Genomic DNA, 16,469 nt, shown 5'->3' with positions numbered 1-16,469 from the left:
CCCGGGGCGGCGGCAGGTCCCGACCGGTCAGGTCGATCGCCACCGCCACCGCCACCGCCACCGCCACCGCCACCGCCACGGTCCGGCCCCGACGGCCGACCACCACCACGAGCGGGCCGCTGCTTCTCCTGGGCACGATCGATGCGAATCGGCCGCCCGTCCACGTCCTGGCCATTGAGCGCCAGGGCGTTCTCGGCAGCCTCTGGCGTGGCAAAGGTGACGAAGCCGAACCCACGCGAGCGTCCGGTCTCTCGATCCAACACGACGCGGGCGTCCTCCACGTCACCAAATTCAGCAAACACTTCCTTCAGGCGCTGGTTGTCCATCGCCCAAGGGAGGCCGCCGACGAACAGTTTTGTCGACATCTGCGAGCTTCTCGATCCAGGGGTCCTTTGCCCCGTACGACCAGGGTACCGGAGGCGCCCGCGCAGCGGCAACCATTGCCTACGCGGAAGCCTGCAATTTTTTTCTCGCGACCATGGCCCGAGCCCAAACCCGGGACCCAACCCGAGCCCGACCTCACCCCGCCCGAAGCCGCTCGCGCAGGCCAAACAGGTGGGCTTCGTCAACGAACAGAACGTAGTAAGCGACCACCGACAACGAGAACAGCCCGACCCTGTGCATCATGAGGGCGATGCCGACGTGCATCGCCAGACCCCACGCAAACCCGAGCGGTCGCAGTCGACGCACACACAGCAGCAGCGGCGCGAGCAACTCGAACGCCAGCGCGCCGTGCTGCAGTACGGTCCACCCCCACACCGGAACCTCGCGGACCATCCACGCGGCGAACTTGGTCATGTAGACGTCCTGCGCCTGCAGCCACAGCACCTGGGGGTTGGTCAGCCAGTTGCCGCGCAGCTTGCAAACCCCGGCGCCAACGTACTGAAGCAACACGGTCGCTTGCAGGATCCGGAGCGGCCAGGCGGAGCGCAGCTGGGGGTGCTCCTGATCCTGGGAACTGTCGGGAGCATCGGGCACATCGGGAGCATCGCGGCCAGCCGAGCCAGTCGCGGGCCAAGGTGCGAGCAGCAGCACCAAGTACGCGACGAGGGCGAGCTTGTTCATCGAGAACGCCGAGAGTCGATCAGCGAGGGTCACATACAGCAACCCCATGAACACCACGTACGAGCACAGCCGCGGGCGCAGGTCCAACAAGATCCCGACCATGCTGCCGACGTAGATCAGCAAGAACGCGACGAGGCTCCCCCGACCCAGCAGCGGGATCGGCAGCTGCAACCCACGCGAGGCGGCCGCGCTCACGTGATAGCCGACAGGCGTCAGCCACTCACTGGCCTCCAAGCTCCACGTCAGGGTGTAGATGAGCAACACCAAGGTCGTGGTCCACCGAAAGCTCTCGAGCCGAATCGCGGAGACCGGCCCCAGCGCCCAGTGAAGCGCTCGCGCTGTCACGCTCGGTGGTTGGGTCACGGTTGCACCGCCGCGGCTTGAATGATCACGGGATCGCCAAGCGTGCGCAGCTGCCCGGCTCGCGGTCGGGGCGGCTTGCGCCAGCGATCCTCGGGTGGCGCGTCGGCCGAGATCACGTGGTCGACCCACAAGAACCGAACGGCGACGATCCCCGGCTCATCGCCGTGCCGCTCGCGGTGGGTGGCCGCGAGCCAGTGCGCGAGCTCGCTGCGGGCCAGGCCGTCGCCCTCGCGGTACCCAAACCGCGCCATGAACCGATCAAACCGATTGCGGTGACCGAAGGGCTCGAGCTTGAAGTACTCGTGCTCGGGCAGGTCGTACCAACCCGGCCGGTCGGCGAACCGGACCTGCACATAGAACATGCTCACGCGCTCGCTGCCGCGCCCAAACAAGCACGAGACCGCGTACAGATCCTGGCAGTTGACCGGCCAGCTCGCAGGGGGCCCCCCGAGGTAGCCGACCCAGGCCATGGGGATCAGCCACAACACCACGAAGGCGAGCAACGCGATGACGTCGATGATCCTGGTCTTCATGACCAGCGCAGTCCTACACGCGTTGGCGCAGGATCATGGCCACGCCCCGGCCGATGCCGGGGAACATGCTCAGCGGCCACAGCCACCACAGCCCGGGAAACAGGGAGATCAGCTCACGGGCTGCGCGGCCCCCCTCGAAGCTGTGCTTGCGATCCGGTGAGTGCAGCAGCAGCACCTCGCTGGTGCGGTCCGGGTCGAGCTCGAAGTTGATCCGCTCGCCCAGATCCCAGCAACGCAGCAAGGCCACCCGGCGGATCGCGGCCTCACTGGGGCCGTGGATGCAGACCCAGGCTGGCCGACGGACGCGGTACTTGGCCCGCTCGAACGGCGCGATCAGGAGCCGCCCGAACCGACGCAGGCTGCCCTTGGGGACCGGCGGTCGGCCGGCCTCGCCGGGCTTGGCGGCGCGCCACAGCAGGTAGCGCCACATCGCGTCGACGTCGTCGCCCGCCAGCCAGATCGGGTACACGGCGATCATGACCTGCACGAAGGTCCCGACGTTCATGGTCAGGTCGATCCCGATGTGCATGAACAGCCCCATGGTCAGCCACAGGCGCTTGCCGAACAGCCAGTCGCGGGTGAAGCGGTACGCGCGGGGCATCCACGTGCGCAAGATCAGGATCACGGCGGCCAGGAACAGCGGGACCGAGATCGTCGCAATCGAGGCGGCGTTGCGCAGCAGCGCCTTGTTCTGCAGCCAGGCGGGCGCGTCCTTCGGGGGGTTGAAGTAGTAGAGGACCCCCAGATCCGCGAACACGGCCCCGATCGCGACGAAGCCGATCAGGCACAGCCAGCTGAGCCCGCGGATCGTCCACGCGACCACGTCGGTCCCGGACTTGTCGGGCTCCTTCATCCACCGGCGGTCCGCGTAGATCATCGCCGCGAGCAAGAACAAGGGCGCGGTCCGGGCCCAGGTCGGCGCGGTCCAGACCACCAGCACCGAGCCAGCCAGACCCAGGGCGTAGAAGGTCCAGCGCGGCACCGGGCCGACCCAGGTGCCCGCCGCCTGATCCTTGTCGACCCCGCGCAGGAGCTCGCCGAGGAACACCAGCGGGAACAGCGACTCCCACCAGTGCACGGTCACGGTCATGACCCGCGTGATGTAGAGCTTGTCGGCCCACGCGTAGAGCGTGAACGCGGGGACCCGGTAGAAGTGATCGAGGTTGAGCGCGTAGTAGAGCGCGGTGCCGTTGGCCCAGGTCTTGCCACTCTTGAGCAGGCCGGTCGCGCTGTAGATGCACGCGAGCTGGATCATCATCAGCCGGATCGGCCACACGGCGATCCGCTTGGGCGCGGGGATCTGCTCGGCGCCGGCCAGGATCGCCCGCCGCCGCGCTCGCCAGGCGTCGACCGAGTAGGCCTGCCCCCAGTCGATGAACATCGCCAGGAACATCATCACCCGCATCACCGTGTCGCCACCGGTGTAGTAGATCGGGTTGTAGTTGTAGAGCTGCAGCATCAAGAGCCAGCTGAGGATCGTGCTCACTCGCGTGTACAGCCCGATCGTCATCATGGTCCCGAACACGAACAGCAGCCCGAACAGGGCGTACACGAACGGCGGATCGCTGCGGATGAACAACACCGACCAGCGATCCGTGAGCACCGTGAACACGTCCCACCAGTGCTCGAACCCGTGCTCGGGATCCCACAGCGTGCGCATCTTGCCGCCGTAGTTCTTGCGAGCCATGTCGGTGAGCAGCAGGCCCTGATCCGTGAACAGCCACTCGCCCTGCAGCACCAGCAGGTCGAGGAAGGTCCAGACCAAGGTGATGCCCAGGCCGATCCGAGCCAGCGCGGGCCCGCGCGGATCGAGGCGCCGAAACCACAGCCGGCGCCACAGCTCGGGCCGCAGCACGAAGAACGCGATCAGCAGCGCGAACGCGATCCACATGTACTGCGTCGCCGCCTCGATGTGGGCGGAGACGTCGACCTCTGGCTGCTTGGCCAGCAACAGTGGGATCAGCACGATCGCTCCATGGGGTTGGCGCTGCCGCGTGAGCAGCCGTCAAAAATGCGCGCGCGTTGGCTCACGGCTATTCGTCATCTCCTTCGGAGTCGTCGGCTCGTTGTTGGTCTCGCTCTTCACGCGAGACGCCGCCGAAGTCCTCGCGGGCTTTCCACAGCGTGCGCGTCGACTCTGCGTCGGCCTCGCTCCGCTTGGCGTCCTTCTCGAGCTGAGCGTGGTCCTCGTCCGAGAGCGGCCAGCCGCGACGCTGCTTCATCTCGGGCGTCACGACGTCCGGCTTGCAGGTGTAGGTCTCGATCAGCTCGGTCCGCAGCTTTCGCTTGCGCGGGTCCGACGGCACGCCAGCCTCGACGAGCTGGTCTGGCGGCGGAATGTTGGTCCGCAGCTTGAAGATCCGGACCTCCTTCGGCAGCTGGCCATCGTTGTTGAAGGCCCAGTCACGGCAGTGATACTGGCCCCAATAGCGCAGGTACCACTTGCTCTTGCCGATCATCCGCCGATGCATCTTGCGCTCGCGGTCGTTGTACCAAAACACGTAGGGCCGCTCGGTGTAGTGATCCTTGCCGACCTGATAGGGCTTGCCGTCGGCGTCGATGACCACCGTGCGCATGAACGTGTTGCCGCGCGGGGGGTTGGGCGCGAACATCTTCCAGCTCTGGTTCTGGTTGGTGCCCTGCACGAAGTCACCGAACACGTGGTGGGCGTCGTTTCGCCAGGCCAGTGTCACGGAGTAGCGCGGGATGAAGGTCGTCCCGATCGCGCCGATCTGGTAGAGCATGAAGCCGAGCACGATCGTGCGCAGGACCGTGCCGCCGATCAGCTGGGGCTCGGCGACCTTCGGGGGTTCCGGCTCGGCTGGTTCCACCTCAGGCGGCTCGGGCGGTTTGGGCGGCGGCGCTTGCTCGCGGTCCTCGGGCAGGGTGTCGAGCGCGGGTCGTCGCCGAAACTGTGAGACTACCGCGCAGCCGAGGCCGAGGTAGACCCACCAGTGGCCGTAGTCGCCGAGCCGATCGATCCGGGTCTTGCGCGCCTCGAGCTCGGCCCGCTGTTGGTCGCGCGCGCGTGACTGCACGTCCCCGACAAAGGTCGCGCTGGTCGTGCCGCGACCGGTGTCTTCGGTCTTGGCCTCGAGCCCGCGCATGGTCACCAGCGCGACCGCGACACCAGCCAGCCCAAGCACCACGGCGTCGGGGATCCGCCCGCCCCGAGCGCGTCCACGCTCGACCGTGGTGGTCAGCGCCTGACGACTGCGGGTGCGCAGCAGCTCGACCGCGCCGGCCACGATCAACCATGGATCCAGCCACCACGGGCCGCGAGGATCACGACGCAGCGACTGCTCGGCGGTCTCGACCTGGTCGTCGGCGAGGGCGTCGTCGAGCAGCTTGGGCGCCAGCAGCCGGGTCGCCTTGAACTTGCGCAGCTGATCTCGCAGCCAGCGCCCGGCGATCAGGACCGGGCGGGCCTCGAAGAAGGCCACGTACATCCAGACCATGATCACCGGGAACATCCCGATGTTCATGGTTGCGAGCAGCATCCCGTGGAACAGGCAGCCGATCCCGAGCCAGGTCCGCCGCCCGAACACCCACTTGCGGACCAGCTCCTGATCGATCGTGGCCGGGGCCATCCGCTTGGACAGCCGCCCGAGCAGCTTGCCGATCGGGATCGGCCAGCGTCCGAGCAGGTGCCACACGATCACCAGGATCGGGATCAGCACGCCCAACACCAGGTGCAGCGAGGCGAGCCCCGGCCCCGCTGGCGTCGGCGCCTTGTCCTTTTGCAGCTCGAGGCACCACGGGTACGCGAGCACCAGCACCCGATAGATCACCCAGTAGGCGCCGACGAACGCCGCCCGACCGAGCCACATGCGCCAGGTCGTGGCCTGCATGGCCTGGTACCAGGGGGTGTCGCGGTGGACGTGTCGCCAGCGCAGGATCAGCCCGATCGCGACCACCGCGAACGCCTTCTCCCAGTACAGCGTGATCAGCGTCATCACCCGGAACACGTTCGTCGCCAGGTACAGGCTGACCCACTGGGTCGCGACCTCGAAGCGATAGAAGTGATCCATGTTGAGGGAGTAGTAGAGCGCGTCACCCTGCTTCCACACGCTGCCGGTCTTGTACAGGCCGGTCGCCGAGTAGATGCAGATCAGCTGGGCGATGTAGAGGTAGCGCGGCCACCCGGGGATCAGCTCGAAGCGGGCGGGCGCGGGCGCGTTCGTGGCACCGCCCCCGACCTTGGCGAGCCTGGCCCGCGCGTGTTCGCGCTCGACCAGCCCCACCACCACGCAGGTGGTGATCCCGGCCAGGACCAGCATGTAGACGGTCTGCGGATCGAAGCCGACGACCCGACAAAACCCCCAGGCCCACAGCCCGCCCCACAGCCAGTGACCGGCGCGATCGAGCAGACGCAGCCAGTCATAGGGTGCGCCGGACGCTGCGGCCCGCCGGGCCTCGCGCTTGCGCCGAAGCCAGTTGTCGACGCTCCACGCGGCGTCGGTCCGCGCGAACAAGACGACGAACCACATGCAGCGAAACACCGTGTCGTGACCCTCGAGGTACACGGCGTTGCGGTTGTAGAGGCTGTTGATCAGCAGCCACGCGAGCACCGCGGTGATCCGGGTTCGAAACCCGATCGTGAACAGCACCAGCACGCCGATCAGCACGCCCAGATACAGCTGCACGAACTGGGGGTCGCTCTGGATCAGCAGCAGCGAGTGCTTGCCCCAAAAGAATTTGAGCAGCGCCCAGCCGTCCAGGAAGCCGTCGGTCTCGGTCCAGCCCGAGAGCGCGGTCCGGCCGATCCGCGAGCGCGCCTCGGAAGCCGTGAACAGACCTTCGTCGGTCCACAGCATCCGCCAGTGCATGTTGAGGTTCCAGAAATTCTGGATCGTGATCACGCCCAGGCCGATCCGAAACAGCGCGAACAGGCGCGGATCTTCGCGGGCGAACAGGGCGCGGCGGACCGACTCGGCCCGGGTCCAGGCCCACACGACCAGCAAGGTCATGCACGCGAGCACGAGCCACCCGATCTGAAGCTGAAGATCTAGCGGGGCGGTTGGGTACTCGGCCTTGGCGAGCAGCATGAACATGGATGGGGTCTACTTATCACGCACGCTTCATCGACCACGTCGCGAGAACCGCCTGGACCGGCGCCCTGGCAGATCCGCGCACGAGCGTCGACTCACGATCCGGGTTGGGGGCGGCGCCTGAACGCGACGCCGAGTAGCCCGAGCAGTCCCAGGAGTCCGAGGGTGCCAGGCCCACCACCCTCGGAGACGACCCGGCAGCGGCTCGCCGACTGGGGCGGCTGCTTGCCCGTGCCCGCGGGCGTTGACTCACTCGCGTCGCCGTTGTCGGCCCCTGCATCGGCGCCGCTGTCTGGCGGGGCGCCACCAGAACCCAGCGACGGTGGCCCGTCATGACCAGCATGACCAGCCCCAGCCTCACACACGACGCACGCGGCTTCGATCGCCTTCGGCGGTGAGCCGCCCGAGTAGTCGAGCCGGTTGCAGGTCCCGGCCTTGCAGGTCCCCAGCTGGCGGTTGGGCAGCGAGCACGCGTCACCGACACTGCGTCCGCTGCAGGCTTCCTCCTCGGGTCCGGCACCCCCAGCGTTCGAGCTGGGCGGAGCAGCCGCAGCCACGCTCGACACCCCGAGGGTCAGACACGCGGCCAGCAACAGCGGGATCAAGGAAGTCGGGGCCGTGATGACAGGCTTGTGGGGCATGAGAACGCTCGTGACCATCACGACACATCGCCGCAAACCGTGGCGGTGCTCGTGATCGCCCATACGCTACCGCAGCGCGACGATTCGAACAAAATCCACGAGCCGCCGTCGTAGCGACCAGGTAGCATCCCCGCCATGCCCATGTCCTGGACTTCCCCCGCCGCCCTCACGGCCCTCTGCATGGGCCTCATGTTTGCTCCCCCCGGTCGCGCCCCTGCTCGCGCGACCCCGCCCGACGCCAAGGCCGAAGCGCCGGCCCGGGCGATCCCCAATAGCACGAACAAGAAGGTCAAGCGGGTGGCCCCGAGCGTCGGCACACCGCCGCCGGTGACCAAGACCAAGTATCAGCGGGTCGCGTCGGCCAAGACCACGACCACCCGGGCTCGACCCAAGCCCCAGCTCGCGCGGGTGAGCAGCAAGCAGACCAAGGCCCGCGCCGCCCGCTACTCGGCCCGCAACTCCAAGGCGCCGCGCAAGGTCAACAAAGAGCTCAAGAACCTGCGCAAGGACATCGCCAAGCGCAAGCTCAACTTCGAGGTCGCCTACACCGAGGCCATGGACAAGCCGATGGCGGAGCTCACCGGGCTCTCGCTCCCGAGCAAGCCGCTCGCGCGGGCCGCCAAGCAAAACTCCGAGGCCCGGGCCCAGCTCGCCGGTCGCAACCTCATGGTCCGCAGCGTCGCCCGAGCGGCCGCCAAGCCCCGGGCCATGGCCCGCGCCAGCAAGGGCGATCTGCCGGGCGGCCTCGGAGCGCCGGTCGGCTCGTCATCGGGTGGCAGCGGCGGTGCGGGGCTCGGCACCGACTTCGCGGACATGTGCTCGCCCAGCGCCGACGCGTTCAGCTGGGGCGACAGCCTGGGCCCGATCCGCAACCAGGGCGCGTGCGGCAGCTGTTGGGCGTTCGCGGCGGTCTCGACCCTCGAGGCCAGCAACGCGATCATCAATGGGGCCAAGCCCGACCTCGCCGAGCAGCACGCGCTGAGCTGCTCGGGTGGCGGGAGCTGCTACGGCGGCTGGTACACCCCGATCTACGACTGGCTGGGCGGCGGCAAAGACGGCCTGCAGACCGAGCAGAGCGTCCCCTACCAGGCCAACGACAACAAGTGCAGCGCCAACGGCAAGACCGCCTATGAGGTCGAGACCTGGGGCTGGGTCGATCCCGTCGCGGTCATGCCAAAGACCGCCGACATCAAGTCTGCGATGTGCAAGTACGGGGCGATCACCGCGGCCGTGGCTGCGACCCCGGCGTTCATCGCCTACAGCGGCGGCACCTTCGACGAGAAGTCCAACGCCAACGTCAACCACGCGGTCGTGCTGGTCGGCTGGGACGACGATCGCGGCGCGTGGCTGATGCGCAACAGCTGGGGCACCAACTGGGGCGAAGACGGCTACATGTGGATCGCCTACGGCAGCAACCGGATCGGTGAGTACGCCGCCTGGGCGATGGTCGAGGAAGACGCCAACGCCAAGAACAACAGCAACAACGGCCCGGTCGTCCAGAGCTTCAGCGAGCGCAACTTCCGGGTCACCAACGACAGCGGCCAGAACGTCGAGGTGTTCGTGCAGTGGAACACCAAGCGCAACAACAGCGACACCTGGCTGCCCGGCGCCCCCGGCTCGAACAAGACCGCCAGCTACACGATCGCCGCCGGCAAGTCGCTCAACCTCGACGACCCCACGCACAAGCCGTTCATGCTGCAGGCCAAGAAGCTGCGCGTGTGGGCCAAGTCGACCAAGGGCAAGGCCAACACCTGGGAGGCGTGGAAGACCCTGGATCTCGAGCTGGTCCCCAAGGCCTACGAGGCCACCGAGATGGACGTCTTCGAGCTGCACCTGCTGCCCGACGGCGCCGACTCGGCGGGCGGCGGTGGGCCCTCGCCGAAGGACAAGGACGACCTGTGGGACGAGGCCTATGACCTGTTCGCCGGGGGTGACTACGCCGCCGCCAAGGCCGAGTTCATCGCGTTCAAGACCCTGTACCCCAACGATCAGAACATCCCCTACGCGCTGTACTTCATGGGCGTGGCCGAGCACGAGCTCGGCAACTACTGGGACGCCCTGCTGTACTTCGCGGAGTTCGCCGACGCCCACTACAAGCACGACTGGATCCCCTACGTGTACTACTGGGCCGGCTCCGCCTACGTCGGGCTCGGCGAGTGTGGCTACGCCACCCAGCTGTTCGAGGTCGTGATCTACGGCGATCTCGGGGCGCCGAAGAGCTGGATCAGCGCGGCGAAGGACACGATCGCGTGGCTCGCCAAGGACAAGGGCAAAGTCTGCTCCTCCTGGGACTAGTCATACCCCGAGTCCTGCCCGACGCGACCCGTGCTCGCTTCGCTCCGCGCGGGTCGCCACCCTCGCTGCGCTCGGGCTCGAGGTCGGGTTCGGACTCGGGGAACGCTTCGCTTTCTTTTTGCTGATTCTGTCGCGGGGGCCCGCGACGCTCACGCAAGATTTCTAATCGAAGAGGCTGGAGATCGAGTCGCCGTGGTGGATGCGCTTAATTGCTTCACCGACCAGGTTGGCGGTGCTGAGGACGTCGAGCTTGGCGCAGCGGGTGACCTTGTCGTGCTGCGGGATCGTGTCGGTGACCCACACGCGGCTGAGCACCGACTCGTTGATGCGGTCGATCGCGGGGCCCGAGAGCACGCCGTGGGTGGCCCCGGCGAACACCTCGGCGGCGCCGTGCTCCTTGACCGCCTTGGCGGCGTTGCACAAGGTGCCGGCGGTGTCGATCATGTCGTCGATCAGGATCGCGCGCTTGCCCTCGACGTCGCCGATCAGGTGGTGAACCTGCGAGACGTTGGGCGAGTCGCGGCGCTTGTCGATGATCGCCAGCGAGCAGTCGAGGAACTTGGAGTAGGCCCGGGCCCGCTCGGTGCCGCCTGCGTCGGGTGAGACCACGACCGTGTTCTCGCCGCCGAGCCCCTCGGCGGCGAACGCCTCACGCAGGATCGGGGTCGCGTAGAGGTGGTCGAAGGGGATGTCGAAGAAGCCCTGGATCTGACCGGCGTGGAGGTCGACCGAGAGCACCCGCGTGGCCCCGGCGGCGGTCAGCAGATCCGCGACGAGCTTGGCGGTGATCGGCGTGCGCGGCTTGACCTTGCGATCTTGCCGGGCGTAGCCGAAGTAAGGGATGATCGCGACGATCGCGCCCGCGCTCGCGCGCTTGAGGGCGTCGATCATGATCAACATCTCCATCAAGTTGTCGTTCGGCGGCGAGCAGGTCGACTGCACGATGAAGCAGTTGACCCCCCGCACGTTCTCGCCGATCTCGACGAAGATCTCGCCGTCCGAGAAGCGTGAGGTGCGTGAGGTGCCCTTGGGGAGACCGACGTACTTGCAGATCTTCTCGGTGAGGGCGGGGCTGGCGTTGCCGCCGAAGATGGAGATCAGTCGGTTCATCGCGCGCCTGGGAGGCTCTTGGGTGGCCGAAGAAGTGAGACTGGGGCGGTAGGATTCGAACCTACGAATGTCGGTACCAAAAACCGATGGCTTACCACTTGCCGACGCCCCAACGGCGGGTGTTGCCAACCGCCAATCGCGCGGGGTTATAGAAGTGCGGTGCGTCCGTGTCAATCCTGCGCGAGACGCGAAAAGTCTAGAAAATCTGCGTACTTAGGGCGATCAGAGCGCGCGGGTGGGGCCGCCGCGAACTCACACGCGATCGCTCGGCGGTGACACCGCGGGTCGGGTCACCGCGCGGTTTAGACCGCTGGCTAGGATTTCCCTGCCGGTTAGTTTCACGCCTGAGCTCTCTGGGGTACCGTGGATGACTGTCGATGTAGGTCCTCTGTGCACGAACTAGCACATAAGATCTGTCCCCAGTGCGAGGCGCGGGTTCTCGACGAGCACCGGTTCTGTCCGTCCTGCGGCTCGGATCTGTCCAGCGTCTCGTCACTCGATGGCGATCCCTACCTGGGCGTGGTGATCGAGGATCGCTACCGGATCGAAGAGCTGCTCGGGAGCGGCGCGATGGGCCGGGTCTACAAGGCCGAGCAGACCGCGCTGCACAAGCCGTTTGCGATCAAGATCCTCAGCCCGCAGCTGACCAACGATCCCGACTCGCAGGCTCGGTTCGCCAACGAGGCGCACAACTGCGCGAGCCTCAACCACCCCAACGTGGTGTCGGTCGTCGACTACGGTCGGACCCACGACGGCATCACCTACCTGGTGATGGAGTACATCGAGGGCCGATCCCTCGAGCAGATCATCTACGACGAGTTTCCGCTGACACGCGAGCGCATCGCAGACCTGATCTTGCAGGTGCTCGCGGCGCTCGCCGAGGCCCATGGGCTCGGGGTCCTGCACCGTGATCTCAAGCCCGAGAACATCCTGGTCCAGTCGCTGCGGACCCGCGGCGAGCTGCTGAAGGTCCTCGACTTTGGCATCGCCAAGCTGATGGACGACGCCCCCAACGCGCGCGCGCGCCCGGGCCTGACCAGCCAAGGTGCCGTGTGCGGAACGCCCGAGTACATGTCGCCGGAGCAGGCCTGCGGGCTCAAGCTCGATCAGCGCTCGGACATCTATGCGGTCGGCGTGATCCTCTACCAGATGCTGACCGGACGGCCGCCGTTCGAGTCGGACGTCGCGGTCGAGATCCTCCACCGCCACATCCACGAGGTCCCCAAGCCGCCCAGCGAGGTGCTGGGCAAGACGCCGGATCCGCTCGAGGCGGTGTGCCTGCGGGCGCTGGCCAAAGAGCGAGACGGTCGCTACGCCGACGCCGCCGAGTTCCGCGAGGCGATCGTCGAGGCTGCCCGGCTGGGTCACCAGGCGCAGATCCACTGCACCAACTGCCAAGAGCAGATGCGGCCGGTCGATCGCTACTGTCCGGCGTGCGGGATCCCGGCGCCGGATCAGCACGCGATCACGCCGAACTGGCGGGTCGAGCGGCGCTCGACTCGGGCGCTGCGCCAGGCCACGGGCGAGGCCACGGCCGAGGTGTTGCTGCGCGCCCTGCCCTCGCGCCTCGCGGGCGAGGCATGGGCGGCGGTGCTCGCCGCCGCCGAGCGCCAGCTTCAGTATCCCAAGCCCGGGCTCATGACCCAGGTCATCGCGGGCGGATCCGGGGCGGGCAAGTCGCGGCTGCTCGACGAGCTGTGCGATCGCGCCGAGCAACACGGCTGGCGGGTGCTGCAGACCGGCTGCGAGCCGACCGGGGCCATGACCGCGCTGTGGCCGATCCGCGTGGCCGTGAGCAGCTTGCTCGCCGTCGACCATCGCAGCGCCACACCCGGCGAGATCAACCGCGCGGCCAACCTGATCGGCCTGTCCTACGAGGCGCTGCCGGGGATGCAGGAGCTGTTCGGCGTGGGCGTGGGCGCGGGCGTCGGCGCCAACGCGATCGAGTACGCGGTCCGCCGTCGCGAGTGCTTCACGTCGGCCGTGCAGGCGCTCACCGAGGTCTCCGGGCGGCCGCTCGTGCTGGTGTTCGACGACGTGGATCGCTGGGACGCGCCGTCGCGTCGGGTCCTGCAGCAGCTGGTCCGAGCGCGCTCGGAGCACCCGATCCTGCTGCTGGTCGCGACCGCCGAAGAGAAGCGCGACTGGCTGCACAGCCCCGTGGTCGCGCTCCCGCGGCTCGGCCCGACCGAGATCGAAGCGTGGGCCGAGGGGCTGTCGAAGTCGAAGTCCGCGCTGCCGGCCCGGCTGGCCAGCCACGCGCCGATGACCCCGTTCGAGCTCGAGCTCGCGGTCCGCAGCCTGCCGGCCGCCGGCCAGACGGTCGACGTCGTCGACGCGATCAACGCCTGGCTCGGAAACCTCGCCGCCAACGAGCGCCAGGTCATCGAGCTCGCGTCACTGCTCGGCGAGCGCATGACCCTCGATGACGTCGACGCGCTGCGCGAGACCGACCCGCTGGGTCAGCCCGGTGACCTCCGGCGACACCTCAACGCGCTGGTCCACGCCGGGCTGCTCACCGCAGTCGACGGGCGCACCTGGGAGTTTCGCAGCCGGCGGATCTGCGAGCACATCCCGACCACGATGGATCGCAACCGCGCGCGCCACCTCCATCGCGAGGCCGCGATCAGAACCGAGAGCGCCCAGCTGTCGCCCACGGTCCGGGCCCTCCACCTGCTGCGCGCCCAACCCAGCCGAGTCCGCGACACCCCCGGCCGGGTTCAGACCGTCGAGCTGATCGAGGCCCTGCGCGAGGCGGCCGTGACCGCGATCGCGTCGTTCGACGATCCCAAGGCCGTGCGCCTGCTCCGGACCGCGCTCAAGGCCTGCCGCCGGCTCGCCGACGAAGATCGGCTGCAGCACGAGGCCCACCTGATCGCCGAGCTGATCGATCCCTTCTGTTTCACGGATCGGGTGGACGAGGCGATCGACACGCTCCGCAAGGTGCTCGGCACCGGCCAGGCGCCCGAGCTCGAGTCCGAGATGCACCGCGCGCTGGGCCGCTGCCTCAGCCGCAAGCGCGACTGGAAGGGGGCGATCGACGCCTACCAGCGCGCGCTCGGACCCCTGATCGCGCAGGGCCGACGGCCGGCGCTGCTCGAGCTCTACGCCGACCTCGCCGGCGCCTACGCCAGCGCGGGGCAGCTGACCCGCGGCATCAAGGAACTGAGCGAGGGCCTCGACATGTGCACCCTCGGCGACGGCCCCCGCGCGATCATCGACGTGTCGATGTGGCGCTACCTGTTGGCCGCCGCCGATCTGCACGAGCGCTCGGGCGACTCCCTCAAGGCCAGGACCTGGGCCGAGCACGCGCTGTTTCAGGCCGAGCGGCGCAACGAGAACCTGGGCGTGATGCGCTGTCACGAATTTTTGGGTCGGCTGCTCCGCGCGCTCGATCAGGCGATGCTCGCCGAGCAACACGTCGGCCGCGGGCTCGAGCTCGCGCGCAAGATCGGCGACCGCCGGACCAGCGCCGAGTTCCTGCTGCTCCGGGCCAGCTTGCGGGTCGACGGCGACCGGCCCGACGACGCGCGGCGCTGCCTCGACGAAGCCCTGCGCCTGAGCGAGCTGCTCGAGTGGGAGCGCGGCAGCAAGCGGGCCCGCGAGGGACTCGCAGCGCTGCCTCGAGAGTGATCTCAGCTCCGTTTTTGACTCCGGCCAGGTTTCACGCGCTCGCATGAGTCAGGACACGGCGGGCGTGGCGATGCGATCAGGCACACGATCTCGTGGGGTTCGTCCGCACCCTGGATGGCACGCGAGTCCCCGCCCACGAGAATCGCGTTAGCGCCGGTTCTGCGGGGTCGAGTGACGGCTTTGCGCGCCAGATCGCCGGCGCTTCGAGGCTGCGTGAGCGGCCGACCGGACACGCAGCGGACCTGCGTGACGAGGGTCCAGGATCGGGTGGGGGGTCTACACCCGCCCCGCACGGGCTGATAGGGTTCGCGCCGCCCCACCTGGAGACACGAGCAAAGATGACAGTTCGCCGACGATCCACTCCCCTGTTGCGCCTGGCCATGGCGAGCGCGCTGGCGCTGCCGATCCTCGGCGCCGTCACGCTTGCCCCGCCCGCGCACGCCGCCAAGGACAAGCTGAATATCGAACTCGATATTCAGACCTTCACGCTCGACAACGGCCTGCGCGTGTACGTCGTCGAGGATCACTCGACGCCCGCGTTCAACATCAACATCACCTACGACGTCGGCTCGCGCGACGAGGTCCCGGGTCGCACCGGGTTCGCGCACTTCTTCGAGCACATGATGTTCCAGGGCTCGAAGAACCTGGCTGACAACATGATCGGCGAGTACACCGAGGGCGCGGGCGGCAACATCAACGCCGCGACCTCGTTCGATCAAACCTTCTACTACCACAACATCCCCAGCCAGTACCTCGACATGGTGCTGTGGGGCGAGGCCGACCGCCTCGAGTTCCTCGAGATCACCAAAGAGCCGTTCGAAGCCCAGCGCTCGGCGGTCAAGTCGGAGAAGGACCGCTCGGAGAACCAGCCCTTCTTCAAGGCCTTCGAGCAGATGATCAGCGAGCTGTTCGAGGGCACGCCCTACGCCCACATGCCGATCGGCGCGCTCGAGGATCTCGACGCGGCCGAGGCCCAGGACGCCGAGGCGTTCTTCAAGACCTACTACGTGCCCAACAACGCGGTGCTGGTGATCGTCGGCGACGTCGAGTTCGCCCACGTCAAGGATCGGGTGACGCACTACTTTGGCGGCATCGCCAAGGGCGCCGAGCCGCCGGATCCGCCGCCGTCGACCATGGTCCGCGGGCGCAAGATCGAAAAGCAGATCCCCGACGACAAGGCCCAGCAGACCCAGTGGGTGTGGGCGTGGCCGACCGTGGGCGACGATCACCCGGACCGCCCGGCGCTCGACCTGCTCGGCAACATCTTGTTCGGGGGTGAGTCGGCGCGGCTGTCCAAGCTGCTGACCGACGAGAAAAAGTGGACCGCGGGCGCTGGCGGTGGCCACATCTTCGCGTTCCGCGACGCCGGCGGCATGCTGTTCTTCGGCGTCCCCACGCCCGAGGGCGAGAAGCACCTCGGCGACGTCAAGCAGCTGCTGTCCAGCGAGCTCGCGACCGTCGCCAAGAAGGGTGTGTCGAGCAAGGAGCTCGAGAAGGCGATCAACCTGCAGCTCATGGGCACGGTCTCGACCCTGGCCAGCAACGCTGGTCGGGCCAGCACGATCGCCAACGGCGCGCTGTTCTACGACGACCCCAAGCGCGTGCTGACCGATCTCGATCGCTACGCGGCGGTCACGGCCAAGGACGTCAAGCGCGTCGCCGCCGAGTACCTCAACGACAACTGGGTGTTCTACGAGCTGGTCCCCGCCAACAAAGCAGGGGCTGGGGCCGAGCCCGCAGCTGACGCCAAACCCGACGCCAAGGCCAACTGAGGAACG

At 67.8% G+C, this 16,469-nt stretch carries 10 protein-coding genes and 1 tRNA gene; 3 read left to right on the top strand and 8 right to left on the bottom strand.

Going from position 1 to position 16,469, the window contains the following annotated elements:
- From ENSA7_RS10430 to ENSA7_RS10410, 6 genes are all read right to left on the bottom strand, one after another.
- The coding region (locus ENSA7_RS10430; RefSeq protein ID WP_106089083.1) for an RNA-binding protein at window positions 1-365 on the bottom strand (365 nt) is incomplete at its 3' end.
- A 154-nt stretch (window positions 366-519) separates the two neighbouring features.
- Window positions 520-1,410 carry an HTTM domain-containing protein gene (locus ENSA7_RS10425; protein WP_181233588.1) on the bottom strand — a complete coding sequence of 297 codons (891 nt, stop codon included), beginning with the start codon at window positions 1,408-1,410 and terminating at the stop codon, window positions 520-522.
- Between the two features lie 14 nt (window positions 1,411-1,424).
- Entirely contained in the window at window positions 1,425-1,961 is a 537-nt protein-coding gene (locus ENSA7_RS43460) for a hypothetical protein (RefSeq protein WP_181233585.1), read from the bottom strand.
- Window positions 1,962-1,974: 13 nt separating this feature from the next.
- Entirely contained in the window at window positions 1,975-3,927 is a 1,953-nt protein-coding gene (locus ENSA7_RS10420) for an HTTM domain-containing protein (RefSeq protein WP_106089081.1), read from the bottom strand.
- Window positions 3,928-3,994: 67 nt separating this feature from the next.
- Window positions 3,995-7,015, bottom strand: a complete 3,021-nt coding sequence (locus ENSA7_RS10415) for an HTTM domain-containing protein (protein WP_106089080.1) — start codon at window positions 7,013-7,015, stop codon at window positions 3,995-3,997.
- A gap of 92 nt (window positions 7,016-7,107) precedes the next feature.
- Window positions 7,108-7,653 (bottom strand): hypothetical protein, encoded by a 546-nt coding sequence (locus ENSA7_RS10410; RefSeq protein WP_146157551.1) that lies wholly within the window; start codon window positions 7,651-7,653, stop codon window positions 7,108-7,110.
- Window positions 7,654-7,788: 135 nt separating this feature from the next.
- On the opposite strand from ENSA7_RS10410, the gene ENSA7_RS10405 reads away from it, so the two are divergent.
- Complete coding sequence (locus tag ENSA7_RS10405; protein WP_106089078.1) at window positions 7,789-9,948, top strand: C1 family peptidase; 2,160 nt, start codon at window positions 7,789-7,791, stop codon at window positions 9,946-9,948.
- Window positions 9,949-10,110: 162 nt separating this feature from the next.
- Here ENSA7_RS10405 and ENSA7_RS10400 read toward each other — a convergent pair whose 3' ends face one another.
- On the bottom strand, window positions 10,111-11,058 hold the full coding sequence (locus tag ENSA7_RS10400; protein WP_106089077.1) for a ribose-phosphate pyrophosphokinase: 948 nt from the start codon (window positions 11,056-11,058) through the stop codon (window positions 10,111-10,113).
- Between the two features lie 40 nt (window positions 11,059-11,098).
- Window positions 11,099-11,170: transfer RNA gene (locus ENSA7_RS10395), tRNA-Gln, on the bottom strand.
- Between the two features lie 278 nt (window positions 11,171-11,448).
- On the opposite strand from ENSA7_RS10395, the gene ENSA7_RS10390 reads away from it, so the two are divergent.
- Complete coding sequence (locus ENSA7_RS10390) at window positions 11,449-14,691, top strand: serine/threonine-protein kinase (protein WP_146157550.1); 3,243 nt, start codon at window positions 11,449-11,451, stop codon at window positions 14,689-14,691.
- A gap of 380 nt (window positions 14,692-15,071) precedes the next feature.
- On the top strand, window positions 15,072-16,463 hold the full coding sequence (locus ENSA7_RS10385) for a M16 family metallopeptidase (RefSeq protein ID WP_181233583.1): 1,392 nt from the start codon (window positions 15,072-15,074) through the stop codon (window positions 16,461-16,463).
- Window positions 16,464-16,469: the final 6 nt, after the last annotated feature.

The sequence above is a fragment of the Enhygromyxa salina genome (genome assembly GCF_002994635.1).
In the GTDB taxonomy this organism is placed as follows: Bacteria; Myxococcota_A; Polyangia; order Nannocystales; family Nannocystaceae; genus Plesiocystis; species Plesiocystis salina_B.
The sequence above is the reverse complement of the archived record's forward strand: the minus strand, read 5'-3'. Positions and strand labels throughout refer to the sequence as shown.